25 protein-coding genes and 1 riboswitch are annotated in these 25,803 nt (G+C 71.1%); of the genes, 11 read left to right on the forward strand and 14 right to left on the reverse strand.

Annotated features, from left to right (window positions below; translation table 11 throughout):
- Positions 1 to 9: 9 nt before the first annotated feature.
- The 7 genes from ACFZDC_RS20620 to ACFZDC_RS20650 all read left to right on the forward strand — a co-directional run bounded on the left by ACFZDC_RS20620 (position 10) and on the right by ACFZDC_RS20650 (position 6,779).
- On the forward strand, positions 10 to 528 hold the full coding sequence (locus tag ACFZDC_RS20620) for an Lrp/AsnC ligand binding domain-containing protein (RefSeq protein WP_391325737.1): 519 nt from the start codon (positions 10 to 12) through the stop codon (positions 526 to 528).
- Complete coding sequence (locus ACFZDC_RS20625) at positions 513 to 1,895, forward strand: aspartate aminotransferase family protein (protein ID WP_391325739.1); 1,383 nt, start codon at positions 513 to 515, stop codon at positions 1,893 to 1,895. The genes ACFZDC_RS20620 and ACFZDC_RS20625 overlap by 16 nt, the downstream gene beginning before the upstream one ends.
- A gap of 190 nt (positions 1,896 to 2,085) precedes the next feature.
- Positions 2,086 to 2,826 (forward strand): ATP-binding cassette domain-containing protein, encoded by a 741-nt coding sequence (locus ACFZDC_RS20630; RefSeq protein WP_391325741.1) that lies wholly within the window; start codon positions 2,086 to 2,088, stop codon positions 2,824 to 2,826.
- Complete coding sequence (locus ACFZDC_RS20635; protein ID WP_391325743.1) at positions 2,808 to 4,163, forward strand: hypothetical protein; 1,356 nt, start codon at positions 2,808 to 2,810, stop codon at positions 4,161 to 4,163. The genes ACFZDC_RS20630 and ACFZDC_RS20635 overlap by 19 nt, the downstream gene beginning before the upstream one ends.
- A 112-nt stretch (positions 4,164 to 4,275) precedes the next feature.
- Positions 4,276 to 4,683, forward strand: a complete 408-nt coding sequence (locus ACFZDC_RS20640) for a VOC family protein (RefSeq protein ID WP_391325745.1) — start codon at positions 4,276 to 4,278, stop codon at positions 4,681 to 4,683.
- A 133-nt stretch (positions 4,684 to 4,816) separates the two neighbouring features.
- Positions 4,817 to 5,941 (forward strand): LOG family protein, encoded by a 1,125-nt coding sequence (locus tag ACFZDC_RS20645; protein ID WP_391325746.1) that lies wholly within the window; start codon positions 4,817 to 4,819, stop codon positions 5,939 to 5,941.
- Positions 5,942 to 6,104: 163 nt separating this feature from the next.
- Complete coding sequence (locus ACFZDC_RS20650) at positions 6,105 to 6,779, forward strand: LAETG motif-containing sortase-dependent surface protein (RefSeq protein ID WP_391325747.1); 675 nt, start codon at positions 6,105 to 6,107, stop codon at positions 6,777 to 6,779.
- 126 nt (positions 6,780 to 6,905) lie between these two features.
- On the opposite strand, the gene ACFZDC_RS20655 is transcribed toward ACFZDC_RS20650, so the two are convergent.
- The 5 genes from ACFZDC_RS20655 to rlmN all read right to left on the reverse strand — a co-directional run bounded on the left by ACFZDC_RS20655 (position 6,906) and on the right by rlmN (position 12,800).
- Positions 6,906 to 7,703: a maleylpyruvate isomerase family mycothiol-dependent enzyme gene (locus tag ACFZDC_RS20655; RefSeq protein WP_391325749.1), complete on the reverse strand. Its 798-nt coding sequence runs from the start codon at positions 7,701 to 7,703 to the stop codon at positions 6,906 to 6,908.
- A gap of 24 nt (positions 7,704 to 7,727) precedes the next feature.
- Positions 7,728 to 8,750, reverse strand: a complete 1,023-nt coding sequence (locus ACFZDC_RS20660) for an ATP-binding cassette domain-containing protein (RefSeq protein ID WP_391325751.1) — start codon at positions 8,748 to 8,750, stop codon at positions 7,728 to 7,730.
- Positions 8,750 to 10,351, reverse strand: coding sequence for an ABC transporter permease subunit (locus ACFZDC_RS20665; protein ID WP_391325753.1), 1,602 nt, complete (start codon positions 10,349 to 10,351; stop codon positions 8,750 to 8,752). The genes ACFZDC_RS20660 and ACFZDC_RS20665 overlap by 1 nt, the downstream gene beginning before the upstream one ends.
- Positions 10,352 to 10,398: 47 nt before the next feature.
- Positions 10,399 to 11,481, reverse strand: a complete 1,083-nt coding sequence (locus ACFZDC_RS20670) for a thiamine ABC transporter substrate-binding protein (RefSeq protein ID WP_391325755.1) — start codon at positions 11,479 to 11,481, stop codon at positions 10,399 to 10,401.
- Positions 11,482 to 11,562: 81 nt separating this feature from the next.
- A riboswitch (TPP riboswitch) is annotated at positions 11,563 to 11,670 on the reverse strand.
- Between the two features lie 23 nt (positions 11,671 to 11,693).
- Entirely contained in the window at positions 11,694 to 12,800 is a 1,107-nt protein-coding gene (gene rlmN / locus ACFZDC_RS20675) for a 23S rRNA (adenine(2503)-C(2))-methyltransferase RlmN (protein WP_391325757.1), read from the reverse strand.
- 776 nt (positions 12,801 to 13,576) lie between these two features.
- Between rlmN and ACFZDC_RS20680 the strand changes: the two genes are divergently transcribed.
- The 3 genes from ACFZDC_RS20680 (at position 13,577) to ACFZDC_RS20690 (ending at position 15,422) form a co-directional block, all read left to right on the forward strand.
- Entirely contained in the window at positions 13,577 to 14,236 is a 660-nt protein-coding gene (locus tag ACFZDC_RS20680; protein ID WP_391325759.1) for a YceI family protein, read from the forward strand.
- 71 nt (positions 14,237 to 14,307) lie between these two features.
- Positions 14,308 to 14,637, forward strand: a complete 330-nt coding sequence (locus ACFZDC_RS20685) for a deoxyxylulose-5-phosphate synthase (protein ID WP_391325761.1) — start codon at positions 14,308 to 14,310, stop codon at positions 14,635 to 14,637.
- Entirely contained in the window at positions 14,634 to 15,422 is a 789-nt protein-coding gene (locus ACFZDC_RS20690; RefSeq protein ID WP_391325763.1) for an SMI1/KNR4 family protein, read from the forward strand. Before ACFZDC_RS20685 ends, ACFZDC_RS20690 begins: the two co-directional genes overlap by 4 nt.
- 78 nt (positions 15,423 to 15,500) lie before the next feature.
- On the opposite strand, the gene ACFZDC_RS20695 is transcribed toward ACFZDC_RS20690, so the two are convergent.
- The 5 genes from ACFZDC_RS20695 to rpsB all read right to left on the reverse strand — a co-directional run bounded on the left by ACFZDC_RS20695 (position 15,501) and on the right by rpsB (position 20,320).
- Complete coding sequence (locus ACFZDC_RS20695; RefSeq protein WP_391325765.1) at positions 15,501 to 16,670, reverse strand: phosphatidate cytidylyltransferase; 1,170 nt, start codon at positions 16,668 to 16,670, stop codon at positions 15,501 to 15,503.
- Complete coding sequence (frr, locus tag ACFZDC_RS20700) at positions 16,670 to 17,227, reverse strand: ribosome recycling factor (protein ID WP_391325767.1); 558 nt, start codon at positions 17,225 to 17,227, stop codon at positions 16,670 to 16,672. The genes ACFZDC_RS20695 and frr overlap by 1 nt, the downstream gene beginning before the upstream one ends.
- Positions 17,228 to 17,411: 184 nt before the next feature.
- Positions 17,412 to 18,170: a UMP kinase gene (gene pyrH, locus ACFZDC_RS20705; RefSeq protein ID WP_391325769.1), complete on the reverse strand. Its 759-nt coding sequence runs from the start codon at positions 18,168 to 18,170 to the stop codon at positions 17,412 to 17,414.
- Between the two features lie 191 nt (positions 18,171 to 18,361).
- On the reverse strand, positions 18,362 to 19,198 hold the full coding sequence (gene tsf, locus ACFZDC_RS20710) for a translation elongation factor Ts (RefSeq protein ID WP_391325771.1): 837 nt from the start codon (positions 19,196 to 19,198) through the stop codon (positions 18,362 to 18,364).
- Between the two features lie 177 nt (positions 19,199 to 19,375).
- Positions 19,376 to 20,320, reverse strand: a complete 945-nt coding sequence (gene rpsB, locus ACFZDC_RS20715) for a 30S ribosomal protein S2 (protein WP_391325773.1) — start codon at positions 20,318 to 20,320, stop codon at positions 19,376 to 19,378.
- A 274-nt stretch (positions 20,321 to 20,594) separates the two neighbouring features.
- On the opposite strand from rpsB, the gene ACFZDC_RS20720 reads away from it, so the two are divergent.
- Positions 20,595 to 21,197, forward strand: a complete 603-nt coding sequence (locus ACFZDC_RS20720; RefSeq protein WP_391325775.1) for a peptidoglycan DD-metalloendopeptidase family protein — start codon at positions 20,595 to 20,597, stop codon at positions 21,195 to 21,197.
- Positions 21,198 to 21,217: 20 nt separating this feature from the next.
- Here ACFZDC_RS20720 and ACFZDC_RS20725 read toward each other — a convergent pair whose 3' ends face one another.
- The 4 genes from ACFZDC_RS20725 to ACFZDC_RS20740 all read right to left on the reverse strand — a co-directional run bounded on the left by ACFZDC_RS20725 (position 21,218) and on the right by ACFZDC_RS20740 (position 25,803).
- On the reverse strand, positions 21,218 to 21,775 hold the full coding sequence (locus ACFZDC_RS20725) for a TetR family transcriptional regulator (protein ID WP_391326087.1): 558 nt from the start codon (positions 21,773 to 21,775) through the stop codon (positions 21,218 to 21,220).
- A gap of 64 nt (positions 21,776 to 21,839) precedes the next feature.
- Positions 21,840 to 22,682, reverse strand: a complete 843-nt coding sequence (gene whiG / locus ACFZDC_RS20730) for an RNA polymerase sigma factor WhiG (RefSeq protein WP_391325777.1) — start codon at positions 22,680 to 22,682, stop codon at positions 21,840 to 21,842.
- Between the two features lie 341 nt (positions 22,683 to 23,023).
- Positions 23,024 to 24,184: a DNA-processing protein DprA gene (gene dprA / locus ACFZDC_RS20735; protein WP_391325780.1), complete on the reverse strand. Its 1,161-nt coding sequence runs from the start codon at positions 24,182 to 24,184 to the stop codon at positions 23,024 to 23,026.
- Positions 24,181 to 25,803 carry an ATP-binding protein gene (locus ACFZDC_RS20740; RefSeq protein WP_391325782.1) on the reverse strand — a complete coding sequence of 541 codons (1,623 nt, stop codon included), beginning with the start codon at positions 25,801 to 25,803 and terminating at the stop codon, positions 24,181 to 24,183. The genes dprA and ACFZDC_RS20740 overlap by 4 nt, the downstream gene beginning before the upstream one ends.

Consider the following 25,803-nt stretch of genomic DNA (forward strand, 5'->3'; position numbering starts at 1 on the left):
CGAGACGTCGTGCACAGTGAGCTCGTGGCCAGTCGAAGCGCAGACCAGAGGGACTCCTCCCGCGAGTCCAGGAACGGCACCCCCCAGCTGGATGCCGTTTCCCTCGCCATCATTCAGCAGCTCCAGGAGGACGGCCGCAGGCCGTACGCCGCGATCGGCAAGGCCGTGGGCCTGTCCGAGGCGGCTGTGCGCCAGCGCGTCCAGAAGCTGCTGGACCAGGGCGTGATGCAGATCGTCGCCGTCACGGACCCGCTCACCGTGGGCTTCCGCCGGCAGGCGATGGTCGGGATCAACGCCGAGGGCGATGTCGAGTCGATCGCGGACGCGCTGACCGGCATGTCGGAAGTCGAGTACGTGGTGATGACCGCGGGCTCGTTCGACATCCTCGCCGAGATCGTCTGCGAGGACGACGACCACCTGCTGGACGTCATCAACAAACGCATCCGGGCCCTGCCCGGCGTGCGCTCCACCGAAAGCTTCGTCTACCTGAAGCTGAAGAAGCAGACCTACATGTGGGGAACCCGATAACCGTGAGCCAGAAGGACCTCAGCCGCACCGCGTACGACCACTTGTGGATGCACTTCACCCGCATGTCCTCGTACGAGCACTCCCCCGTCCCGACCATCGTCCGGGGCGAGGGCACCTACATCTACGACGACAAGGGCAAGCGCTACCTCGACGGTCTCGCGGGTCTGTTCGTGGTCCAGGCCGGTCACGGCCGCACGGAGCTCGCCGAGACCGCCTTCAAGCAGGCCCAGGAGCTGGCCTTCTTCCCGGTGTGGTCCTACGCCCACCCCAAGGCCGTCGAGCTGGCCGAGCGCCTGGCCGACCACGCGCCGGGCGACCTCAACAAGGTCTTCTTCACCACCGGCGGCGGCGAGGCCGTCGAGACCGCCTGGAAGCTCGCCAAGCAGTACTTCAAACTGCAGGGCAAGCCGACCAAGTACAAGGTCATCTCGCGTGCGGTCGCCTACCACGGCACCCCGCAGGGCGCCCTGTCGATCACCGGCCTGCCGGCTCTGAAGGCCCCCTTCGAGCCGCTGGTGCCGGGCGCGCACAAGGTCCCGAACACCAACATCTACCGCGCCCCGATCTTCGGTGACGACCCGGAGGCCTTCGGCCGCTGGGCCGCCGACCAGATCGAGCAGCAGATCCTCTTCGAGGGCCCGGAGACGGTCGCGGCCGTCTTCCTGGAGCCGGTGCAGAACGCCGGCGGCTGCTTCCCGCCTCCGCCCGGCTACTTCCAGCGCGTCCGCGAGATCTGCGACCAGTACGACGTCCTGCTCGTGTCGGACGAGGTCATCTGCGCCTTCGGCCGCCTGGGCACGATGTTCGCCTGCGACAAGTTCGGCTACGTCCCGGACATGATCACCTGCGCCAAGGGCATGACCTCGGGATACTCCCCGATCGGCGCCTGCATCATCTCCGACCGCCTCGCCGAGCCCTTCTACAAGGGCGACAACACCTTCCTGCACGGCTACACCTTCGGCGGGCACCCCGTGTCGGCCGCGGTGGGTCTCGCCAACCTCGACCTGTTCGAGCGCGAGAACCTCAACCAGCACGTGCTGGACAACGAGGGTGCCTTCCTGCAGACCCTGCAGAAGCTGCACGACCTCCCGATCGTCGGCGACGTCCGCGGCAACGGCTTCTTCTACGGCATCGAGCTGGTGAAGGACAAGCACACCAAGGAGTCCTTCAACGACGAGGAGACCGAGCGCGTCCTGTACGGCTTCCTCTCCAAGGCGCTGTTCGACAACGGCCTGTACTGCCGTGCCGACGACCGCGGCGACCCGGTGATCCAGCTCGCCCCGCCGCTGATCTCCACCCAGGAGACCTTCGACGAGATCGAGCAGATCCTGCGTGCCACCCTCACGGAGGCGTGGACGAAGCTCTGATCATCCGACTGGATGATCGACACCGGCCCCGGTGGCGTCCGTTCGAGTGAGAACGGCGGCCCGGGGCCGTGTGCTGTCCGGCCTCCCCGTGACGGCTGCCTAGCGTTCCAGTGACCGATCGGCCCAGCCTTCGTTCCGCCTAACGGGGGATCAGGCACGGGAAAACGGATCAGAACCGAGGTGTACGCCGATGGAGGCTCGGCCGGACAACGATGTGCTGTGGGCATACTCCCTGCACTTCAGGCACGACGACGGATCACCCGGCCTGGCCGGGGTCTCGCTAGGCGTGCGGGAGGCCGAGATCCTCGCCATCGGCGGCCCGCGCGGCAGCGGCAAGACCACGCTCCTCAGGTGCCTGTCCGGTCTCGTCCCGGCGCAGAGGGGCGAGGTCTGGTTCAACAGCGTGCCCGTGCACACGATGGGGCCGCCGGCCCGGGCGCGGCTGCGCCGCGACCGGTTCGGCTGGATCGACCCGGCTCCCGTGCTCGTACCGGAGCTGAACGTCTGGGAGAACGCCGCGCTGCCCCTGATGCTGCGCGGCGTCCGCCGCCGCCGGGCCAAGGTGGCCGCGCTGGAGTGGCTGGAGCGGCTGGACGTCGGCGAACATGCCCGCAAACGCCCCTGCGAGCTGCAGCAGGCCGAACGCCAGCGCGTCTGCATCGCCCGCGCGCTCGCCCCCGGGCCCACGGTCCTCTTCGCGGACGAGCCGACGGCCCCGCTGCACCGCGCCGACCGCGCACACGTGCTGCGCACGCTCACCACGGCGGCCCGCTCGCACGGCATCACCGTCGTGCTGGCCACGCACGACTCCGAGACCGCGGCCCTCGCCGACCGCACGGTCTCCCTGCTGGACGGACGGCGCGTGAAGACCGTGCACCTGCCGGACGCCCCCGAGACGGAAGGCCGGGCCGCGTGCTCGCTCTCCGCCTGACCCGCGGGGCACGGCCCGCCGTCCAGCTGCGCCGCCTGCTGGTGGCGGCGGCCTCGGCCGGCACCGGCTTCCTGCTGCTCGGCGCCCTGGGGTACGCGCTGGGCCACCCTGAGACTCCGGGCGCGGCCGTGCTGCGGCTGGCCTGGTGCCTGGTCCCGCTCGCCGCCACGGTGTACTTCGCGCTCGCGGTGGCCCGCACGGACCCCGGCACCCGGCCCCGCCCCGGCCTGTCGGCCGTCGGCCTGGGCCCTGGCCGCCTGATGGCGGTCTCGGCCCTGACGACGGCCCTGTCCACCACGCTGGGCTCGCTGCTGGCGCTGCTCGTGTTCCTGCTCCTGCGCGGCGACCTGACCGGCATGCCCTTCGACGGCGCGGCAGCACAGTTCCTGGCCGCGGACCAGCCCCTGCCGGTTCCGGGGGCCCTGATCCTGCTGTCCCTGGTCCCGGCGCTCGCCTCCACGACCGTGGCGGTGGCCCTCCGGCCGAGGGAACCCCGCCCCACTGTCCGGAGCCCGCGCGCGTTCGGCCGATTCGGGGCGTACGGCCACTCGGTCAGCAGGGAGACGTTCGGGGCGTACGGGAGGTTCGGGGCGCGGTTGCGCGGCCCCGCACGACAGCAGGAGGCCGCTGCGCCGACCGCTCCGCCGCCTTCGGCCGAGCGCACCGCGGCCGAGGCCCCCGCCACCCCGGCGGGGGCCGGGGCCGGCGCCGGCGCCCTCACCGGGCCCCCGCCACCGGGCGAAGCGCCCGCCGGTCTGCCCTGGGGTATCGCCATCGTCGCCGTCGGCCTCGCCGTCCAGGCCTACGCGGGCCGCTCCGTCCCCGTCCCCGCGCCCACCTACCTCCCGGTCGGCGCCATCGCCGTGCTGGTCGGCTGGATCCTCACGGCCCTCGGGCTCGTCCTCGCCTCCCCCGGCCTCACCCATCTGTGCGGGCGCCTCCTCCAGTCCGTCCGCCCGGGTGCCCTCAGGCTGCTGGCCGGCCGGGGCCTCATGGCGGAGGCCACCCGGATCGGCCGCCCGCTCGGCGTGGTCTGCGCGGTGGCGTCCGCCACCTACGCCCTGACCGCCCTGTACGACGGGCCCGCCCCCTCGTTCGGCCCCTTGACCACGCTCGGCGCGCTCGTGGTCACGGGCTGCACGGTGGCGACCCTGCTGACGGCGGCCGACGAGGTCCGTCAGTGCCGCGCGGACACCACCGCGGCCCTGCTGCGCCTCGGCGCCCCGGCCACGGTGCTGCGCGGCGCCGCCGCCCTCCGCGCGGCCGCCCTGCTCGCCCTGTTCGGCCCGCTCACCGTGGCGATCGCCAACCTGGCGGCGCTGCCGTCGGCCCACTGAGAAGCCGGACGAAAGAGATCTCCGGCGCGGCGATGAGTTTTCCGGCGGCCCGGTGTCCATCCCCACGAACGGATCCGCGCGAACAGCAGCCACGGCACCCCGGGAGGGACCCATGTACCAGCAGATGATCTTCGTGAACCTGGCCACCGCCGACGTCGAGGCGTCGAAGAAGTTCTTCACGGAACTCGGCTACACGATCAACCCGCAGTTCAGCACCGACGACTGCGCCTGCGTCGTGATCAGCGACACGATCATCGCGATGCTGCTCAGCAGGCAGCACTACGCCACCTTCACCAAGAAGGAGATCGCCGACTCGACCACGACCAGCGAGGTGCTGATCTGTCTGAGCGCGGAGAGCCGCGAGAAGGTGGACGAGCTGGTCGACAAGGCGATCGCGGCCGGCGGCTCGGCGAGCGGCGAGACCCAGGACCACGGCTTCATGTACGGCCGCGCCTTCGACGACCTCGACGGCCATACCTGGGAGGTCATGTGGATGGACCCGGCCGCGGTGCAGGGCTGACCCTCCCCGGCCGACGCCCGAGCCCGGGCCCTGTCGTCGGACTCCCGCCTGCCCCGCGACGCCCTGCACGCTCCCCCACTGCCTCAAGGGAGTGTGACGACGGGAGTTCGACGACCGGACCTAGCATGGGCGGGTGCATCCGACACCCGCCCAGCCGCCCCGAGCCGCCCACGACCGCGAGATCGAGTCCCTCGCCGAGTTCGACCAGGTGGTCGCCGAGCACGGCTCCCTGGCCCGGTTCCGCGTCCAGGCCATCGATCTGACTGGCCGTACGAAGGCCCTGCTCACCCTCGACACCACCGGCGCCGTCTTCCTCGGCTGCCCGATGGAACCCGAGGCGGCCGCCCACATCGGGGCGTCCGGCGCCCTGGTGTTCCCGCCGGTCCCGGGGCTCCCCTTCGACCCGTACCGCGGATTCGCCTACACGTCCGACGAGTTGTTCGAGTCGCTCGACGCGGGCTACGAGGCGACACCGGACGCGCGGGCCTACGCCTGGTTCCAGCGCACCAGGTCCGACGGCGACGTCTTCGCCTCGATGCTGCGCGCGATCCACGACGACGCCGTCTCCGACGCCCTGGACGAACTCCTCGTCGGCGCCCGGGTGGTGGGCGTCATGGGCGGCCACGCGATGGCCCGCGGGACGGTCGAATACGCCGGAGCCGCCCGGCTGGGCCGGGAGCTGGCGCGCGCCGGATTCACGGTCGCCACCGGGGGCGGACCCGGCGCGATGGAGGCGGCGAACCTCGGCGCGTACGCCGCCCCGTACGCGGACGGCATGCTCGAGGACGCCCTCCGGATCCTCGCCAAGGCCCCCTCGTTCCGGCCGTCCGTCACCGACTGGGCGCGGGCCGCCTTCGAGGTGCGCGAACGCTGGCCCGGCGGTGGGGAGTCGGTGGGCATCCCCACCTGGTTCTACGGCCACGAGCCGCCGAACGCCTTCGCCGCGCACATAGCCAAGTACTTCGCCAACGCCATCCGCGAGGACGGCCTGCTGGCCCGCTCCACCGCCGGAGTGGTCTTCCTGCCGGGCGCCGCCGGCACCGTGCAGGAGATCTTCGACAACGCGACGCCGAACTACTACGAGTCGCGGGGGGAGCCCACGCCGATGGTGCTCGTGGACGAGGAGCGCTGGACGCGGGAGCTGCCGGCCTGGCCGCTGCTGCGGTCGCTGGCCGGGGGACGATCGATGGAGTCCCGTATCGCCCTGGTTGACCGGATCGAGCAGGCTCCGGAGGCGTTGAAACGTCTCTGTGATTAATAAACAGGTAAAGCCAACGGCCGTGGCGGGCATATGCATTGACACTTCTTATGGAGCGCTTATAAACCTGTGAGCCTCTTGGGGGTGTTGGGACCTCACCTCATCCGTCGTCCCGTCGCCCCCTCACCCCCCCCGCAGTTCTGCACTCTGTAAAGGACAGCCGTTGTCCATAACCCGCCGCAGCGCACGCCGTTCCGTGCGCATCCTGGGTGTTGCCTCCGCTACCGCCGCACTCGCCCTCGGGGTCGCCGGCCAGGCGCTCGCGTGCAACATCAGCGAGTTCTCCGCCGAGGCCACGTGCACCGGCGCCAAGGGCTCCATCGTCGTCACCGACAAGGACGCCTCCGGCACCCCGGCCGTCATCACCGTGTTCCTGAAGAGCGACGCCGGCGTCGAGACGCAGGTCGGCCAGCCGCAGGAGGTCAAGGGCACCGCCGAGGGGGCCACGGTCACCTTCTCCGAGGACTGGAAGCCCAACGCGACCTACCGCGTCCACGTCAAGGCCGGTCACCTGGTCGACCAGGACATCAAGCCCGATCTGGTGACCCCGTCCACGGCCTGCAAGAAGGAGGAGTCGCCGACTCCCACGCCGGCCACCCCGACGCCGAAGCCGTCGAAGACCACCGCGACCCCGACTCCGTCGGCCTCCGAGAGCAGCTCCGCCCCGGCGGGTGCGCCGAGCAACGCGCCGTCCCCGGCCGGTGACTCGAACCTCGCCGAGACCGGTGCCAACTCCAACACCGGTCTGATCGCCGGTGCCGCGGGTGCCCTGGTCGTCGTCGGCGGTGGCGCGGTCTACTTCGGCATGCGCCGCCGTGGGGCCAAGAGCAGCAGCTGACGCCTCACTGCGTACCACCGCTCGTACACCGCTGCGGCCCGTCCCCGTATCCCCGGGGGACGGGCCGCAGTCGTGTGCGGCCGAAGGCGGTCCGCCCCGCTTCAACCACAGGCAGTCCGCCCCGCTTCAACCGAAGTTGGTCCGCTCGAGCCAGAACTCCAGCACCTCCCGCTCGCCCAGCACCTCCAGGCCGGGGGCGTCCAGCGGCAGCCGCCGGTAGAAGGCGAGCAGGACCGGTGTGAGCGGGCCGCGCAGGGCGACGGTGGCCTTCTCGTGGCCGCGGCGCCAGCGGACGCCCTCCTCGCCCAGCTCGACGATCCATTCGGCGTTCAGGGCGGGGCCGGTGTCGGTGGCGTGCAGGTGGATGGTGCGGCCGGATCCGCGCAGCTCGGCGGCGGCCGGGTGGGCCGCGTTGCGCTGCACCCACTCCACGAGCTGGAGCCATTCGTCCAGCGCGTCCGCGGCGATGTCGGGCGCGACCTCGTAGGGCAGCCCGGCCGTGAGCGTGGCGTCGGCGCGGTGGACGGTGATCTCGTGGGCCATGCGCCGGGCCCAGAAGCCGGAGTCCGGGATCCCGGCCCATGCCCACACCGCGGTGTCGGGTCCGGCCTCGCGCAGCGCGTCGACGACCAGTTCGCCGGCCTCCGCCAGCCACTTGTCCAGGGCAGCCGCGTCGCCCCGCTCCCGCGGACCCGCACCGAGCGGGACCCGGTCGTGCGGGATGTTCTCCTGCGCCCGGCCGCGCACCAGGGCGTCCACCCAGCGCAGGGCGCCTCCCATGTGGCGCACGAGGTCTTCCAGTGACCAGTCGGGGCAGGTCGGCACGGTGGCGGCGAGGTCCGTACCGGAAACCAGCACCGCCCTCAACTGCTCCACCTGATGGGCGATTTCGTCGCAGTAACGGTCATGTGCGAGCAAGGTCATGACCTCACCCTAGGCACGCGGTGATCACCCGAGCACGAGGATTTCGGCCACCTCGAACTCCACGCCCACCGCGTCCCCGACCTCCGGCGCGTCCCGCAGCGCGCAGGCCGCCTCCAGGCGTGGGCCACCGTCCCGGGGCTGGAGCCGCACGGCCACATGGGTGCCCTTGAAGGTACGGGCGGCCACCGTGCACGGCAGGCCCTCGTCGGCCGCCACGAGCCGTACTCCGGCGGGCCGCACGAGCAGCTGCCGGGTCCCCTCGGGCGAGCCGTCGGGCACGGGCAGCTTGCCCCACGGAGTGTCCGCGGCCGTGTCGGCGACCGTCGCGGGGACCACGTTGTCGAAGCCGAGGAAACGGGCCACGAACTCGTCCGCGGGCCGCTGCCAGACCTCCAGCGGCGTCCCCGACTGGGCGATACGGCCGTCCCGCATCACCACCACCCGGTCGGCCAGCGCGAACGCCTCGCCCTGGTCGTGGGTGACGGCGAGCACGGTGGTACCCAACCGGCCGAAGAGTTCGCGGAGTTCGACCACCAGCCGTTCCCGCAGCGAGCGGTCGAGCTGGCCGAGGGGTTCGTCCAGCATGAGCAACCGGGGCCGGGGCGCGAGCGCCCGCGCGAGGGCCACACGCTGCTGCTCACCACCGGACAGCCCGGTCACGGCCCGCCGGGCGGCCCCCGGCATCCCGACCAGCTCCAGCAACTGCCCGACCTCGGCGTCCCGTTCGCCCTTCGGCACCCCGTGCATCCTGAGCCCGAACGCCACGTTGGCGCCGACGTCCCGCTGCGGGAAGAGCTGGTGGTCCTGGAACATCAGCCCCACACCCCGCCGGTGCGCGGGCACGCCCGCCTGGTCCCGGCCGTCGAGCAGCACCCGCCCGAAGTCCAGTGGCTGCAGCCCGGCCACGGCCCTCAGCAGCGTCGACTTGCCGCTGCCACTGGGCCCGAGCACGCACACCACCTCGTGCTCGGCGACGTCGAGACCGACCGCGTCGAGCGCGGGCCGCCCGCCGAAGCGCACGGTCGCGGCCTCGAGGCTCAGCAGCATCAGAACTCCCCCGTCCGGTCGGTGCGCAGCCGCTCCAGGACCAGCAGCGCGGCCGCGCACACCACCATCAGAATCGTGGACAGGGCCATCGCCTGCCCGTAGTTGAGGTCTCCGGGCCGGCTCAGCAGGCGGGCGACGGCGACCGGAAGCGTCGGGTTGTCGGGCCGCGCGATGAACACGGTCGCCCCGAACTCCCCCAGGGACACGGCGAAGGCGAACCCGGCCGCGATCAGCAGCGCCCGCCGCACCAGCGGCAGGTCGACCTCCCGCCACACCCGCCAGGGTGAGGCCCCGAGCACGGCCGCTGCCTCCCTGAGCCGTCCGTCCACCGCCCGCAGCACGGGCAGCATGGTGCGTACGACGAAGGGCGCACCCACCAGCGCCTGGGCGAGCGGCACCAGGATCCAGGACTGGCGCAGGTCCAGCGGGGGCTTGTCCAGGGCGATCAGGAAGCCGAAGCCGACGGTCACGGCGGAGACGCCGAGCGGCAGCATGAGCAGCGCGTCGAAGCCGCGCACCAGCCGTCCCGCATCCCTGCGGGCCAGCGCCGCGGCGGCGAGACCTCCGATCAGTACGGCGATGGCGGTGGCGGCCACCGCATACTCGAGCGAGGTCCACACGGCGTGCAGCGGTGCCACGAGGAAGGTGCCGCCGTCGGAGTCGGTCAGTGCCCGGTAGTAGCCGAGGCCGGGCGCGTCGAGGGAGCGCCGTACGAGCACGGCGAGCGGCAGGAGAAGAAGGAGCGCGATGGTGGCGAGAACCCCGGCGAGCAGCGCCCACTGCCCGGCGCCGCGCGGCCGGCGTGCGGTGGCGGAGGCGTCCACCAGGCGCAGGGCGGTCTCCCGGCGCCGTACCGTCCAGGCGTGTACGGCGAGGATCGCACCGACCGCGACGAACTGGACGAGGGTGAGGACGGCGGCCGTGGACAGGTCGAAGACCTCGGAGGTCTGCCGGTAGATTTCCACTTCGAGGGTGGAGAAGGTGGGCCCGCCGAGGATCTGCACCACACCGAAGGAGGTGAAGGTGAACAGGAACACCATCAGCGCGGCGGCCGCCACGGCGGGTGCGAGGGCGGGCAGGGTGACCTTCCGCCAGGCCGTCCGGGCCGAGGCACCGAGCATCCGGGCGGCCTGCTCCTGCCGGGGGTCGAGCTGGGCCCACAGCCCGCCGACCGTACGGACGACGACCGCGTAGTTGAAGAAGACGTGCGCCAGCAGGATCGCCCACACCGTGGTGTCCAGCCGTACGCCCCACAGCTCGTCCAGCAGCCCGCCGCGCCCGACCAACGCCAGGAACGCCGCACCGACCACGACGGTCGGCAGCACGAACGGGACCGTGACGACAGCCCGCAGCAACTGCTTGCCCGGGAAGTCGAGGCGGGCGAAGACGTAGGCGGCGGGCAGCGCGAACACCAGGGTGAGCACGGTGGAGGCGAGGGCCTGCCAGGTGGTGAACCACAGCACGTGCCGGATGTCCGGCTGTGTGACGATGTCCGCCATCCGCCCGAACTGCCAGGCGCCGTCCACCTTCAGCCCGCGCGCGACGATCGCGGCTACCGGCCAGGCGAAGAACACCGCGAAGAACGCGACGGGCAGGGCCATGAGCCCGAGCCGCGCCGCGCTCCCCGTGCGGCCGCCCTTGCGGGGGGCTACTTCAGTACGAGCGACGTCCACGACTTGACCCACTGATCACGGTTGGCGGCGATCTTGCCGGGGGCCATGGTCTCGGGGTTCTTGGCCACCGGCCCGTACTTGGTGAACTCGGCGGGCACCGCGGCGCCCTTCACCACCGGGTACACGAACATTTTCAACGGCATGTCCTGCTGGAACTCCTTGGAGAGCAGGAAGTCGATGAACGCCTTGCCGCCCTTGGTGTTCTGCGCGTTGCTCAGCAGCCCGGCGAACTCGATCTGCCGGAAGCAGGTACCGGTCGCCACGCCGGTCGGGGCGGTGCTGGGCCGCTTCTTGGCGTAGATCACCTCGGCGGGCGGGGAGGAGGCGTACGACACCACGAGCGGCCGGTCGCCGCCCGCCTTCTTGCCCTCGGATGAGCCGGAGAACTCCTGGTAGTAGGCCTGCTCCCAGCCGTCGACGACCTTGACGCCGTTGGCCTTGAGCTTCTTCCAGTAGTCCGGCCAGCCGTGGTCGCCGTACTGCGCGGCGCTGCCGAGCAGGAAGCCGAGGCCCGGCGAGGAGGTGGCGGCGTTCTCGGTGACGAGGAGGTTCTTGTACTCGGGCTTGGCCAGATCGGCGAAGGTCTGCGGCGGCGTCAGCTTGTGCGCACTGAAGTAGGCCTTGTCGTAGTTGACGCAGATGTCGCCGAAGTCGATCGGCGTGACGCGGTGCTTGCCCTGGTCCAGCTGGTACTGGGCACCGACCGCGCCGAGCCCCTTCGCCTCGTACGGCTGGAACAGACCGTTGTCGAGGGCCCGGGACAGCAGGGTGTTGTCCACGCCGAAGAAAACGTCGCCCTGCGGGTTGTCCTTGGTCAGGACCGCCTTGTTGACGGCCTGACCGGCATCGCCGCTCTTGAGGACCCTGACCTTGTACCCGGACTGCTTCTCGAAGTCCTTGAGTACCTTCTTGGAGACGGCCCACGAGTCGTGGCTGACCAGGGTCACGGTCTTGGAGTCCGTGGACCCCTTGGCGTCCGTCGACCCGCACCCGGTCAGGGCGGACACGGTGACGAGGCCGAGCCCGACCGCCGCGGCCACGAAGGTCTTGTTGTGCACTGGATGTCCTCCTGGGGTTGGCCAGGAAGAGACGCGGCCCTGCCCGGGCTCCGCGAGGGAGGCCCGGGCAGGGCGCAACAGCTTGAGTGGTGACCGAACTTCCTACCCAGAATGACCTGGGCGAGGTTCAGAGGGTCTGCGGCCCGGTTGCCGCACTCTCAGCGCTGTGGCGCTCCCCTGTCGGAATATAAAGATATGTGGACGTGGTCAGATTACCGCTCGGTGGCCGCGAGCTGACCACACGCCCCGTCGATCTCCTGCCCCCGGGTGTCCCGGACGGTGACAGGCACACCATGGGCGGCGATGGCCTCCACGAACGCCTTCTCGTCCTCGGGCCGCGACGCGGTCCACTGCGACCCCGGCGTCGGGTTCAGCGGAATCAGGTTGACGTGCACGGGCTTGCCCTTGAGTAGCCGCCCGAGCCGGTCGCCGCGCCAGGCCTGGTCGTTGATGTCACGGATCAGCGCGTACTCGATGGACAGCCGGCGTCCGGACTTCTCCACGTACTCGAACCCGGCGTCCAGCACCTCGCGCACCTTCCACCGCGTGTTCACGGGGACGAGGGTGTCGCGCAGCTCGTCGTCGGGCGCGTGCAGGGAGATCGCGAGCCGGCACTTGAAGCCCTCGTCGGAGAGCCGGTGAATGGCGGGCACGAGCCCGACCGTCGACACGGTGATGCCCCGCTGCGAGAGCCCGAGCCCGTCCGGCGCGGGATCGGTGAGCGCCCGAATGGCGCCCACGACCCGCTTGTAGTTGGCGAGCGGCTCCCCCATCCCCATGAAGACGATGTTGGAAAGCCGCGCCGGTCCACCGGGCACCTCCCCGTCCCGCAGGGCCCGCATACCGTCGACGATCTGATGGACGATCTCGGCGGTGGACAGATTCCGGTCGAGACCGGCCTGTCCGGTGGCGCAGAACGGGCAGTTCATCCCGCACCCCGCCTGCGAGCTGATGCACATGGTGACCCGGTCCGGGTACCGCATCAGCACGGACTCGACCAGCGTCCCGTCGAACAGCCGCCACAGCGTCTTGCGCGTCGTCCCCTGGTCGGTCGACAGATGCCGTACGACGGTCATCAGCTCCGGCAGCAGCGCCTCGCGCAGCCTGTCCCGCGAGCCGGCCGGGATGTCGGTCCACTGCTCGGGGTCGTGCGCGTACCGCGCGAAGTAGTGCTGCGAGAGCTGCTTGGCACGGAACGGCTTCTCACCGATCTCGGCCACGGCGTCCTTGCGCTCGGCGGGCGTGAGGTCGGCGAGATGCCGCGGCGGCTTCTTGGCTCCGCGCGGGGCGACGAAAGTGAGTTCTCCGGGCTTGGGCATGGTGGTACCAGTGTCGCAGATCCACTTGGGTGACCTGCGGCTCACGCTTCGGCCGACTGTCATTCCTGGCCGTCACCGGTCGTCACTGATCGCCCGCGGACGGCCCACAGACGGCCCAGCCGATGGGGCCATTCTCCCTGCCCATGTGCTCGACGGTGTCCGCTTGGCCCCTTCTCGTAACAGTGACCGGGGCGCCGGTGGGAAGGCCAATGGCCTGTGACGCTGGTCGTCAGCGCAGCCATGGACCAGGCGGAGCGGCTGGGGCGGAGAGGCCGGCGGACAGGGCGCCGCGGATCTTGCGCACCGCCCGACCACTCGATACAGCCGCCTCGTGACAAGCGACTCTAAGCCGACCAAGGACAAGGCCGGAGCAGCCCTGGCCGCCACAACCACCTTTCTCTTCATCTCCGAGCCTGCCCATGAAACGGCGGAAGGGCTCAACTTTGAGTACGCACACATGGCCGCCGCTCTCGATCTTGCGGAGTTGGGGTTACGCGACGCTCAGCCCGTTGGTCCTCGCTGCTTAGGAACACGCGGGGAACACGCCTATCAGCGACTTTGGGGCCGGAGCTGCCATGAGGCGAGTGATCATGGCCCCATAAGCTGCGGGCGAGCCGGGCAGGATCCACCAGCGTCGCAGATCCCATCGGGTGACCTGCTGCGCGCGTCCCGTGGCTCGGGTGCGGGCCACAACCTGTGAAGTTCTGCCGATGAACGGTCGGGTTTCCTGGTCGGCCCTTGTTCGAGCCACTCGCCCTGACGTAACAAGGTGCGCTATGAACTTTTTCGGCCGCAACTCTCACCATCGGCGCGTGGAGCCGTCCGCCGCGCCGGTGGCGACCGCCGCCCCAGTGGCCGGTGGTGCCGCTGTTCCGCCCGATCCCGCCCTGGGGAGCCTCACCGGAGAGTGGTTGATCGACCCCGCGCACAGCAGGATCGGTTTCTCCGTGCGGCACGCAATGGTGACGACGGTGCGGGGCGCCTTCACGGAGTACGAGAGCCGCCTGTACTTCGACGGCCGCGATCCGGCGCGCTCCCGGGCCGACATCGTGCTGTACACGGCCAGCGTCGACACAGGTGTGGAGCAGCGCGACGCGCATCTGGTCGGCCGCCAGTTCCTGGACGCCGCGGCGTACCCGCGGATGACCTTCACGAGCTCCGCCGTGCAGCTCGCGGGCAAGGACGTCTACCGCATGACCGGCGATCTCACCATCAAGGACACCACCCGCCCCGTCGCCCTGGAGCTCACCTACATCGGTCATGTGACCGACCCGTTCGGGTACGAGCGTGTCGGCTTCGACGGCACGACCACCATCAACCGTTCCGACTGGGGGCTGACCTACGACGCCAGACTGGCCCAGGGCGGGGCCATGGTGAGCGAGAAGGTCCGCCTCCAGTTCGACATCGCCGCCATCCGCACCAACACCACCGCCTGAGGCGAGTACCGGCCACAGGTGACCGTCGAAACCTGCTTGGCCGGCACCCCGCGGCTCCTTACGCTGAGGCCATGCCTGCCGCGAAGACCTCGTACGTGTGCCTGTCCTGCCGGGTGTCGTACAAGCAGTCCCACGACCCGTGGCGGGCGCACGTCTGTCCGGGCTCCGCCGGCGCGCTCATGTACGCGGGCTCGGCCTTCGCGGCGCCACCGAAGCGGGACCGGGCCGCCCGGCGGACGCTCACGGTGCTGCTGCACGCGCGCCTGGGTTTCCACAAGGTCTGCGGCGGGGGCCCCGGGTACCGGCCGCGGACCCCGCGCGAGGTGCGGGAGCGGCTGGAGTTCGCCCGGCGTACCGGGGAGCCGGCCGCGCGGGTGCTCGCCCGGGCCGAGCTGCCATGACGGGCCTGGACGCCCTCGCCCGGCTCGTTCCCCCACCGGCCGTCCCGGTCGACGCCCGCGGTGACTGGGCCGAGGTGGAGGCGCGGCTCGGGGTGCGGCTTCCCGCGGACTACAAGCTGCTCGCCGAGACGTACGGCTGGGGCGAGTTCTGTGACTACCTGTATCTGCGCACGCCGTTCGGGACGAGCCCGCACAACGGTCTCGAGCGGTACGACGGCCTGCTCGTCTGGGGCGGCACCCTGGACGCCGACCGGCTGTGCTGGCGTACCGAGGCAGCAGATCCCGACCGGTGGCCGGTCGTGGTCGAGGGGCGGGGCGTCGGGCGGGAGGAGCACGCGCTGAGCACGGCCGGGTTCATCGAGGGATGGGTGACCGGACGCCTGCGCTCCACCGTGCTGGCGGACATGGAACCGGACCTCGCGCCCTGGTTCAACGCGTTCCTGCCCCGGCAGAACCGATGTCTGCGGCTGTCCGAGGGCCCGCGGCCGTACGCCGAGCGGCTGCGGATCCTGCGGGACGTGCTCGCGCCGACCCTGGACCGGGGCTCGTGGCAGTCCGAGGACGGCGCCAACGGCCAGGACCACTTCGCGACCGCCGACACGGACTGGCACCTCACCTACGACCGCTCCCGCCCGCACCAGATCCGCGTCGCCTTCCCGCCCGGCGACCGGGTCGCGGCCCGCGACCGGCTCTTCGCCGCCGTACGGCTCATGGGCTGCACGGTCCTGGAGATCACCACGCCCGAGGGCCTGCCGCTGGCCGACTGGGACGCCGACGACAGCTAGGATCTGCGACATCCGGCAGCGCAACGGGCCCCGCCCTGCGCTCAGGACGAGGCCCGGAAGCCGCACGCGCCACGGCGCTCACGGGGAGCCGACGAACACCACCATCAGCAGCCACACCACCGGAGCGGTCGGCAGGAGGGAGTCCAGCCGGTCCATGATGCCGCCGTGACCGGGAAGCAAGGTGCCCATGTCCTTGATGCCCAGGTCTCGCTTGATCATGGACTCGCCAAGATCGCCCAGGGTGGCGCTGCCGGCGACCGCGAGGCCCAGCAGCAGACCCTGCCACCACCTGCCGTCGTCGATCAGGAACTGCATGCACAGCGCGCCCGCGACCATGGCGAACAGCACCGCGCCGAACAGCCCCTCGCGGGTCTTGCCGGGGCTGATGCGCGGGGCGAGCTTGTGCTTGCCGAAGCGCCAGCCGACCGCGTACGCGCCCGTGTCGCTGACGACCGTCAGGAGCAGGAAGGTCAGCACACGCCAGGGACCGTCGTCGGCGGTGAGCATCAGCGCCACGAACGTGGCCAGGAACGGCACGTAGAACGCGGCGAAGACGCCCGCCGTGACGTCCTTGAGGTAACCCTCCGGTGGCTCGGTCATGCGCCAGACCAGCACGGCCAGCGCTGTCAGCGCCATGGCGACCCATGCGCCCTCGGCACCCCGCACGTACCCGGCGACCACCATGGCCGCACCGCCGACCGCGAGCGGCACGAGCGGCGCCTTGATGCCCTTGCGCTCCTGCAGCCTGCTGGTCAGCTCCCACAGCCCCACGACCACGGCAACCGCGATCACACCGACGAACACGGCCTTGACGACGAACAGGGAGGCGACGATCAGCACACCGAGCCCCACGCCGACCCCTATGGCCGCGCTCAGGTCACGGCCCGCGCTCTTCTTCTGCGGCGCTGGCGCCGGCTGCGGGGCGTCGGGCATGGGCTCCGGATTCTGCGTCGGACTCTGCGTGGGGTTCAGCGTCGGGTTCGGCGTCGGACCCGGTGCGGGGTGCTGCGGTGCGTACGGCGTCTCGTCTCGGACCAAGGGGCCGCCCAGCCGAGCGGCCCCCCGGTCACCGTCCTGGTCCCCGCCATAGGCGGGGGCGTCGGGCACGATGGGCATGGGGCGAGTCTGCGCCTCAGGCGCATCGTACGCGGGCCCCGCCGGGGCAGCCCCCTGGGCAGGCCCACCCTCGGTGGGCCCCCAGTACCCGGCATGCCCCGTCGGCGACGGCCCCCAGGAAGAGTCGCTCATCAGACTTCGAGCAGCTCCGCTTCCTTGTGCTTCAGGAGCTCGTCCACCTGGGCCACGTACTTGTGGGTGGAGTCGTCGAGCTCCTTCTCCGCACGGCGGCCCTCGTCCTCGCCGACCTCGCCGTCCTTGATCAGCTTGTCGATGGCATCCTTGGCCTTGCGGCGCACGGAACGGATGGAGACCCGGGCGTCCTCGGCCTTGCCCTTGGCGACCTTGATGTAGTCGCGGCGGCGCTCCTCGGTCAGCTCGGGGAACACCACTCGGATGATGTTGCCGTCATTGCTGGGGTTGACGCCCAGGTCCGAGTCGCGGATCGCCTGCTCGATGTTGCGCAGCGCGCTCTTGTCGAACGGCGTCACGACCGCCATGCGCGGCTCCGGTACGGAGAACGAGGCCAGCTGGTTGATCGGCGTCAGGGCGCCGTAGTAGTCGGCCACGATCTTGTTGAACATCGCCGGGTGCGCACGGCCGGTGCGGATCGCGGCGAAGTCCTCCTTGGCGACCACGACGGCCTTCTCCATCTTCTCCTCGGCCTCGAGGAGGGTCTCTTCGATCACCACTTGCTCCTGCGTGTCTTGAGTAAGGCCCGGCTGCGGTTCCTCATCGGGGCGGCGGCCGGCTGCGTCGCGTCTTCTTCCTGCACGGTTCCCGACCGGCAGGACATTGTCCATCCCCCGGCCAGGGTGCGTCCCGTCCGTCCCCCGGACAGGTGTCGTACCCCGGGCGAAGGGGGCGTGCCGGTCAGTCCCGGCTGCCCTGGTCTCCCACCAGCGTGCCGATCTTCTCACCCTTGACGGCCCGCGCGATATTGCCCTCCGCGAGGAGCTCGAACACGAGGATCGGCAACTTGTTGTCGCGGCACAGCGTGATCGCGGTGGCGTCGGCGACCTTGAGGTCGCGGGTGATGACCTCGCCGTAGCCGAGGGCGTCGAACTTGACGGCGTCCGGGTTGGTCTTGGGATCGGAGTCGTAGACCCCGTCCACACCGTTCTTGCCCATGAGCAGCGCCTCGGCGTCGATCTCCAGGGCGCGCTGGGCGGCGGTGGTGTCGGTGGAGAAGTACGGCATGCCCATACCGGCGCCGAAGATGACCACGCGGCCCTTCTCCAGGTGGCGCACGGCGCGCAGCGGGATGTACGGCTCGGCGACCTGGCCCATGGTGATGGCGGTCTGCACCCGGCTGTCGATGCCCTCCTTCTCCAGGAAGTCCTGGAGGGCGAGGCAGTTCATCACGGTGCCGAGCATGCCCATGTAGTCGGAGCGGGCACGGTCCATGCCGCGCTGCTGCAGTTCGGCGCCGCGGAAGAAGTTGCCGCCGCCGATCACGACCGCGACCTGCGCCCCGTCGCGGACGACGGCCGCGATCTCGCGGGCGATCTTGTGCACCACGTTCGGGTCCACGCCCAGGCCCCCACCACCGGAGAAGGCCTCTCCGGACAGCTTCAGCAGAAACCGGCCGTGTACTTTGCCGTCGTCGCTCTTCTGGGCCTTGGTGGTCATGGAGATCCCGCCTCTTTCACGTGTTGCACATACGAAGAAGGCCATTGCCGATGGGGTCGTTTTTCGCTCCCATGCGCGGCAATGGCCTCCTCGTCAGATCTGCTGCCGTCCGCCACGTGCCCGGGTGTGGCGGTGTGCGCGGACGACTGCTGTCGACCCTATCGGGGTCGCGCGTCGATCGCGGTACGGACTCAGATGCCGACCTTGATGCGCGTGAAGCGCTTCAGGGTGACACCGGCCTCGTCCAGCACCTTCTGGACCGACTTCTTGTTGTCGAGCGCGTACGGCTGGCCGAGCAGCGTGGCGTCCTTGAAGAAGCCGTTGAGACGACCCTCGACGATCTTGGCGATCGCGGCCTCGGGCTTGCCCTCGGCGCGGGTGGTCTCCTCGGCGATGCGGCGCTCGGACTCGACGACCTCGGCCGGGACGTCCTCCTTGGAGAGGTACTTCGGCGCGAAGGCGGCGATGTGCTGGGCGACGCCCTTGGCGACCTCGGCGTTCGGCTTGTCGAGCTCGACCAGGACACCGATCTGCGGGGGCAGGTCGGGCATGGTGCGGTGCATGTAGGCGGTGACGTAGCCGTCGGAGAACTGCGCGAAGCGGTCCAGGACGATCTTCTCGCCGAGGTTGGCGTTGGCCTCGTCCACGAACGCCTGGACGGTCTTGCCGGCCTCGATCTCGGAGGCGAGCAGGGCCTCGAGGTCGGCCGGAGAGGTCTTGGCGACGTGCTCGGCGATGGCCGTGGCCACGGCCTGGAACTTGTCACCCTTGGCAACGAAGTCCGTCTCGCACTTCAGCTCGACCAGGACGCCGGAGGAGTTGTCATCCGCGATGATGGAGACCACGGCGCCGTTCTCGGCGGAGCGGCCCTCGCGCTTGGCGACGCCCTTCTGGCCCTTGATGCGCAGCGCCTCGACGGCCTTGTCGACGTTGCCCTCGGCCTCGTCCAGCGCCTTCTTGCAGTCCATCATGCCGGCGCCGGTGAGCTCACGGAGCTTCTTGACGTCGGCGGCGGTGTAGTTCGCCATGAGTCTGTGAGTCTTTCTCGAAGTCTTCGGAGATCGGAGATCAGTACGGTCTGCGTTCCACATGGAGTGACGCGGATCGCGGACTGCGCACCCACCTACGGGTGAACAGCGGGGGCGGACTTCACCGCGCCGGAGGCGCTGTTGGATGCGGTACCGCCCCCGCCGTCAACGCTGACGTCAGGCCTGCTCGCCCTCGGCGGCCTTCTCGGCCTCGGCGGGAGCAGCCTCGGCGGCCGGAGCAGCCTCGGCGGGCGCAGCCTCGGCCGGAGCAGCCTCGGCGGCGGCCTCGGCGGCCTCGGCGGCCGGAGCAGCCTCGGCGGCGGCCTCGGCGGCCGGAGCCTCGTCCTTCTTCTCACCCTCGAGCAGGTCGCGCTCCCACTCGGCGAGCGGCTCGGCAGCGGCCTTCTCGCCCTTGTCGCCGGTGGCGACGCGGGAGCGGGAGATGAGGCCCTCGGCGACGGCGTCGGCGACCACGCGGGTGAGCAGGGTGACGGAGCGGATCGCGTCGTCGTTGCCCGGGATCTTGTAGTCGACCTCATCGGGGTCGCAGTTGGTGTCGAGGATCGCGACGACCGGAATGTTCAGCTTCCGGGCCTCACCAACGGCGATGTGCTCCTTCTTGGTGTCCACGATCCAGACGGCGCTGGGCACCTTCTGCATCTCGCGGATACCACCGAGGGTCTTCTCCAGCTTGGCCTTCTCGCGGGAGAGGACCAGCAGTTCCTTCTTGGTCAGACCGGAGGCCGCGACGTCCTCGAAGTCGATCTGCTCGAGCTCCTTCAGGCGCTGCAGACGCTTGTAGACGGTCGAGAAGTTGGTGAGCATGCCGCCCAGCCAGCGCTGGTTGACGTAGGGCATGCCGACGCGGGTGGCCTGCTCGGCGATGGCCTCCTGCGCCTGCTTCTTCGTGCCGACGAACATGACCGTGCCGCCGTGGGCGACGGTCTCCTTGACGAACTCGTAGGCGCGGTCGATGTACGACAGCGACTGGAGCAGGTCGATGATGTAGATGCCGTTGCGCTCGGTGAAGATGAAGCGCTTCATCTTCGGGTTCCAGCGACGGGTCTGGTGACCGAAGTGGACGCCGCTCTCCAGCAGCTCCCGCATCGTGACGACGGCCATGGCCGTATCTCCTTGAATTTCTCGGTTGTGCCGCGCCCGCCGGACGGCGGACGCGCCTGACGCCCGCGATGCGCCGTGCCGCAAGGGACCGAGGGGCGCTTGGTACGAACCGTTTCCGGGTGCCGTACCGGGGCGTGCGAAGTCGACCCGGTGACCCGGATCGCCAGAAGAAGTGTACGGGACCGTCGGGGCACCGGGTGACGCCGCTGCCCACAACCGATGAGTTGTCCACAGATCCCGGCCATGACCGGCGAAGGTGGTGGAGGGTTTTCGCATGCGACGAGTGATGCAATGCGTGACCTTGTGGGCGGGTTTGTTCCTGGGCGTGGCGGCGAGTGTGTCGGCTTCTCTGGCCTGGGCGGACACCCCGGATCCGGCACCTCCGCCGCCGGCGAGGGCCCCGCAGTCCCCCGCGGCACCGGTTCCGGCCATCGGGCGCGGCTGGCCGGTGGGGGTCAGGCCGGTGGTGCTACGAGGCTGGGAGCCGCCGGCGACGGCGTACGGGCCGGGCCACCGGGGTGTCGACCTGGCCGCGGCGGCCGGTTCTCCCGTACGGGCGGTGGCGCCCGGCCGGGTGTCCTTCGCCGGCCGGGTGGCGGGACGGGGCGTGGTGGCGGTGGAACTGACCGGGACCGACCTGCGGACCACGTACGAGCCGGTGAGTCCGTCCGTGAAGAAGGGGGATGTGGTGGGGGCGGGAGAGGTGGTGGGGACGGTGGAGCCGACAGGCTCCCCTTGCGGTCCGGCGACGTGCGTGCACTGGGGCCTGCTGCGGGGCGAGAGCTATCTGAACCCGTTGTCCCTGCTGCCCCCGTGGCTGCTGCACAGGGGCCCGTCGAGGCTGCTGCCGGTGCTGGGCGTACCGCTCCCCGGGTAGCCGGGGGCTGACGACCGACGTCAGCCGCGCACACCCCGCAGCGCCATCGCCACGGCCGCGTCCGTCACCACCGCGGGTTCCTCCGCCGCCCCCAGTTCGATCCGCCGCACAGCCGCGTCCACGACCCCCTGCAGCAGCATCGCCGCCAGCCGAGGCTGTTCGTGCCCCATCTCCCCGAGCGCCTCGACGACCATCGCGACCAGCCCACCGTGGGCGGCCCGGATCTTCTCCCGTGCTCCCGCGTCGAGCTCGCTCGCCGAGATCGCCACCACGGCCCGGTGCCGCCGGTCCCCGACCAGCGCCAGCTGCCGGCGTACATACGCCTCGACCTTGCCCTCGGCCGACGACGCCCGCTCCATCGCGGCCGCGACCTCCGCCGCCCACACGGGGAAGTCGACCTCGCACAGCTCCTCGACCACGGCGGCCCGCGAGCGGAAGTACTCGTACACGGACGACCGCGCCAGCCCCGTGCGCTCGGCCAGCGCGGGGAAGGTCAGCGCCTCCGTCCCGCCCTCGGACAGCAGGGTTCGAGCCGCGTCCAGCAGGGCGGCTCGCTGCATCGACCGGTGCTCGGCCACGGAGGCCGCTCGAATCCTTGGCACGTCAACCACTTTACGGACCAGCCAGGCCGGAAGGGAGGAATCATCGCCCGAAGCTCGCCAGCTTGGCCCGCAGCTGCAACACCGACTTGGTGTGGATCTGGCTGACCCGGCTCTCGGTCACCCCGAGCACGTTGCCGATCTCGGCGAGGGTGAGCCCTTCGTAGTAATAGAGGGTGACCACGGTCTTCTCCCGCTCGGGCAGCGTGTTGATCGCCCGCGCGAGGAACCGCCGCAGCTCACGGTCCTCGGCCACCTCCACGGGGTTGTCGGCGGCGGTGTCCTCCAGCGTGTCCATGAAGCTCAGCCCGTCGCCGTCCTCGCCACCGACGTGCAGCAGCTCCTCCAGGGCGACCACGTTGGCCAGCGACAACTGGCTGAACACGGCATGGAGGTCGTCGACCTCCATGCCCAGCTCGGCGGCGACCTCCCCTTCCGTCGGGGTGCGCCGCAGCCGCGCTTCCAGCGTGGCGTAGGCCCGCTCGACGTTCCGTGCCTTCTGCCGGACGGACCGCGGGATCCAGTCCAGCGCCCGCAGCTCGTCGATCATCGCGCCCCGGATCCGGGTGATCGCGTAGGTCTCGAACTTGATCTCCCGCTCGACGTCGAACTTCTCGATCGCGTCGATCAGCCCGAAGACTCCCGAGGAGACGAAGTCGGCCTGCTCCACATTGGGCGGCAGACCGACACTCACCCGGCCCGCCACGTATTTGACGAGCGGCGAGTAGTGCAGGATCAGCTGCTCCCGCAGCCGGTCGTCCCCCGTCGCCTTGTACGACCGCCACAGCTCGTCGAGCGTCGAGGGAGCGGGCGGCCGCACGCTGCCACCGTCGCGGGCGGCTGGGGGGATCGCCGCCCGGTCGGACCCGGAGGTGTGCTGGGGCATTCGTCGCCTTGTGCCGTTCTGCCGTGAAGTGCCGTGTTCTGCCGTCAAGTGGGAGAAGCGAGCGGAGGTGGGGTGTGGTGGGTGGTCCTGGGGGAAGTGGGCCGCCTGGGTGAGCTGTCGGTCTGATGTCGAGTTGGCGCGGTCTGCGCCCGGGCTTTCGTGAGCGTAGCGTGACTGAGGAGTCGCGGTGTGCGAACAGCGAGGCTCCACCCCTGCGCGAGCCCGTTCCACCGGGCACACCACCGCACCCCACGACACGCTCTGCGTGACCGGGCGTAGTCGCCAACTCCGGGAATTCCCAAGGACATAGGGGGTTCCCCCGGACGGCCGAACACGCTGGGTCAGCATGATCCCCGGGCACTCCGGGCCGAGCTCACCGCCTGGCGTGTCAACTTCCAGCCATCGCCGTGTCGTTCGACGTAACCAAGTGCCCGGAGTTCGTACAGTCTCGCGATCGCGTCGTCCAGCGTGGTGCGCGCGCCGCACGCGATCTCGTCGGCGGGGGCCGCGCGGTCTGCGGGCAGGGCGGCGAGGACGGACCGGGAAGCCTGTTCCAGCAGGTCGCGCGGGAGAACCGGTCCCCGCCGCGGCGGGGCCAGCTCACCCATGTCGCCGACGAGTTCGACCACGTCGGCGGCGTCGGTGACCAGGACGGCCTCGCCGCGCAGCAGTTCGTGGACGCCGGCGGAGAGTCCGCTGGTGACCGGCCCGGGCACGCCCATGGTGAACCTGCCCAGGCGCGCGGCGGCCCGCGCGGTGACCAGCGAGCCGCTGCGACAGGCGGCCTCCACCACGACGGTGCCCCTGGTCAGGGCCGCGATCACTCTGTTCCGCAGGATGAACCGGCTCGGCGTCGGATGATCTCCGGGTGGCAACTCGCCCACCACCAGACCCTGTTCGGCGATCCGGTGGATCAGGGCGGTGTGGCCACGGGGGTAGGGCCGGTCGACGCCGCAGGCCAGGACGGCGACGGTGGCCCCGCCGGCGGCGAGGGCGCCGCGGTGGGCGGCCCCGTCGATCCCGTAGGCACCGCCCGAGACGACCACCCAGCCGAGCTCGGCGAGCCCCGAGGCCAGTGTGCCCGCCACATGGGCGCCGTACTCGGTGCAGGCGCGCGCCCCCACGACGGCGACGGACCTGAGCGCCCACATCCGCAGGCTGGGCCGCCCCCGCACCCACAGCCCCATGGGCCGCGCGTCCCCGAGATCATCGAGCTGGCCCGGCCATTCCGCATCCCCCGGGCACACGAACCGCACTCCGGCGCACCGCGCCACCTCGAGATCCCGCTCCGGCTCGGCCCGCCTCGCCCGGGCCACCAGCCCGCCCCAGCGCGTCCCGCTCACGCCCGGCAGAGGCTGCGCGCCGTCCCGCAAGCGCCGCACCACCTCCCCCAACCCGAACTCCCGCAACCACCGCCCCCCGACTTCGTCCCCGGGTTCGACGACCCGAGCGAGGAAGACCCGGTCCAGCAGCTCCGCGTCCGGGTCGCCGCCCGCGGTCATGTCAGGGCCCCGATGGCCATGGGCACGCCCCGCGGCACTCCGGTGCGCAGTTGCAGGGCGAGGCAGACATCGGTGGCGTCCGGGCGGTCGTGGCCGACGAGGTCCGCGACCGTCCAGGCGACGCGCAGCACCCGGTCGATCCCGCGGACCGTGAGCACGCCCCGCTCGAGGTTGCGTTCGGCCTCGTCCATCGCGCCGGCGACGGCGTGGAAGCGGCTGCGCAGCTCCCGGCCGGGCACCTCGCCGTTGGTGCGCCAGGGGGTTCCGGCGAGCCGGGCGGCCGCCCGCTCCCGGGCCGCCCGGACCCGGTCGGCGACGGTGGCGGTGGACTCGCCCCGGGCGCCGGGTTCGGTGAGCTGGGCGCGGGTGACCGGATCGACCTCGACCCGCAGGTCCACGCGGTCCAGCAGGGGACCGGACAGCCGCGCCTGGTAACGGCGGATCGCCGACGGCGGGCAGTCGCACCGGGAGTCCCGCTGGGAGAAGCGTCCGCAGGGGCAGGGGTTGGCTGCCAGGACCATGAGGAACCTGGCGGGGAACCGGACCACGCCCGCGCTGCGCGCGATCACGACGTGTCCGGACTCCAGGGGCTGCCGCAGGGCGTCCAGGGTCTGGCTGTGGAACTCGGGCGCCTCGTCCAGGAACAGCACGCCCCGGTGGGCCAGGGACACGGCACCGGGGCGTGGGATGCCCGGGCCGCCGCCGACGAGCGACTGCATGGTGGCCGAGTGGTGCGGGGAGCAGTAGGGCGCGACGTCGACGAGCGGCTTGCCGGGAGGCAGCAGCCCGGCCACCGAGTGGACCGCCGTGACCTCCAGCGACTCCTCCCGGGTGAGCCGGGGAAGCACGGCGGGCAGACGCTCGGCGAGCATGGTCTTGCCCGCCCCCGGCGGGCCTTCGAGGAACAGATGGTGCCCGCCGGCGGCGGCCACCTCCACGGCCGTACGCGCCGAGGTCTGGCCCACGACATCGGCCAGGTCGTGGTCCTGCTCGTGCTGCGCGGCGCCGACGCCGTACATGCCGGTGGCCGCGCCGGTGCCCGGCATCCGCAGGCCGGCCAGGGGATCCGGGCGCCCCTGGTCGTCGGGCTGCTCCTCGGGGACGGGCTCGTCGGTCAGTACGGCGATCAGCTGCCGCAGGCTGCGGATGCCGAGCACCGACACGCCCGGGACCAGCGAGGCCTCGGCGGCGGCGCACTCCGGTACGACCACCTGCTCATAGCCCGCGCCGGCGGCCGCGAGAACCGCGGGCAGGATGCCCCGCACCGGCCGGACCCGGCCGTCCAGGCCGAGTTCTCCGATCATGACGATGTCGGCGAGGACCCGGGGGTCGATGCGCTCGGCGGCACCGAGCACCGCGCAGGCGACCGCCAGGTCGAATCCGGAGCCGGCCTTCGGCACGGACGCCGGGCTGAGTCCGACGGTGAGCTTCTTCTGCGGCCACTCGCCGCCCGAGTTCACCACCGCCGCCCGAACCCGGTCCCGGCTCTCCGTCAGGCTCTTGTCCGGGAGGCCCACCAGGGTGAAGGCCGCCACTCCGGGTTCCAGGTCGGCCTGGACCTCGACGACCACCCCCTCGACGCCCACCAGGGCCACCGAGCACGTACGGGCGAATCCCAT

The organism is Streptomyces sp. NPDC007905 (genome assembly GCF_042959345.1).
Classification (GTDB): Bacteria; Actinomycetota; Actinomycetes; order Streptomycetales; family Streptomycetaceae; genus Streptomyces.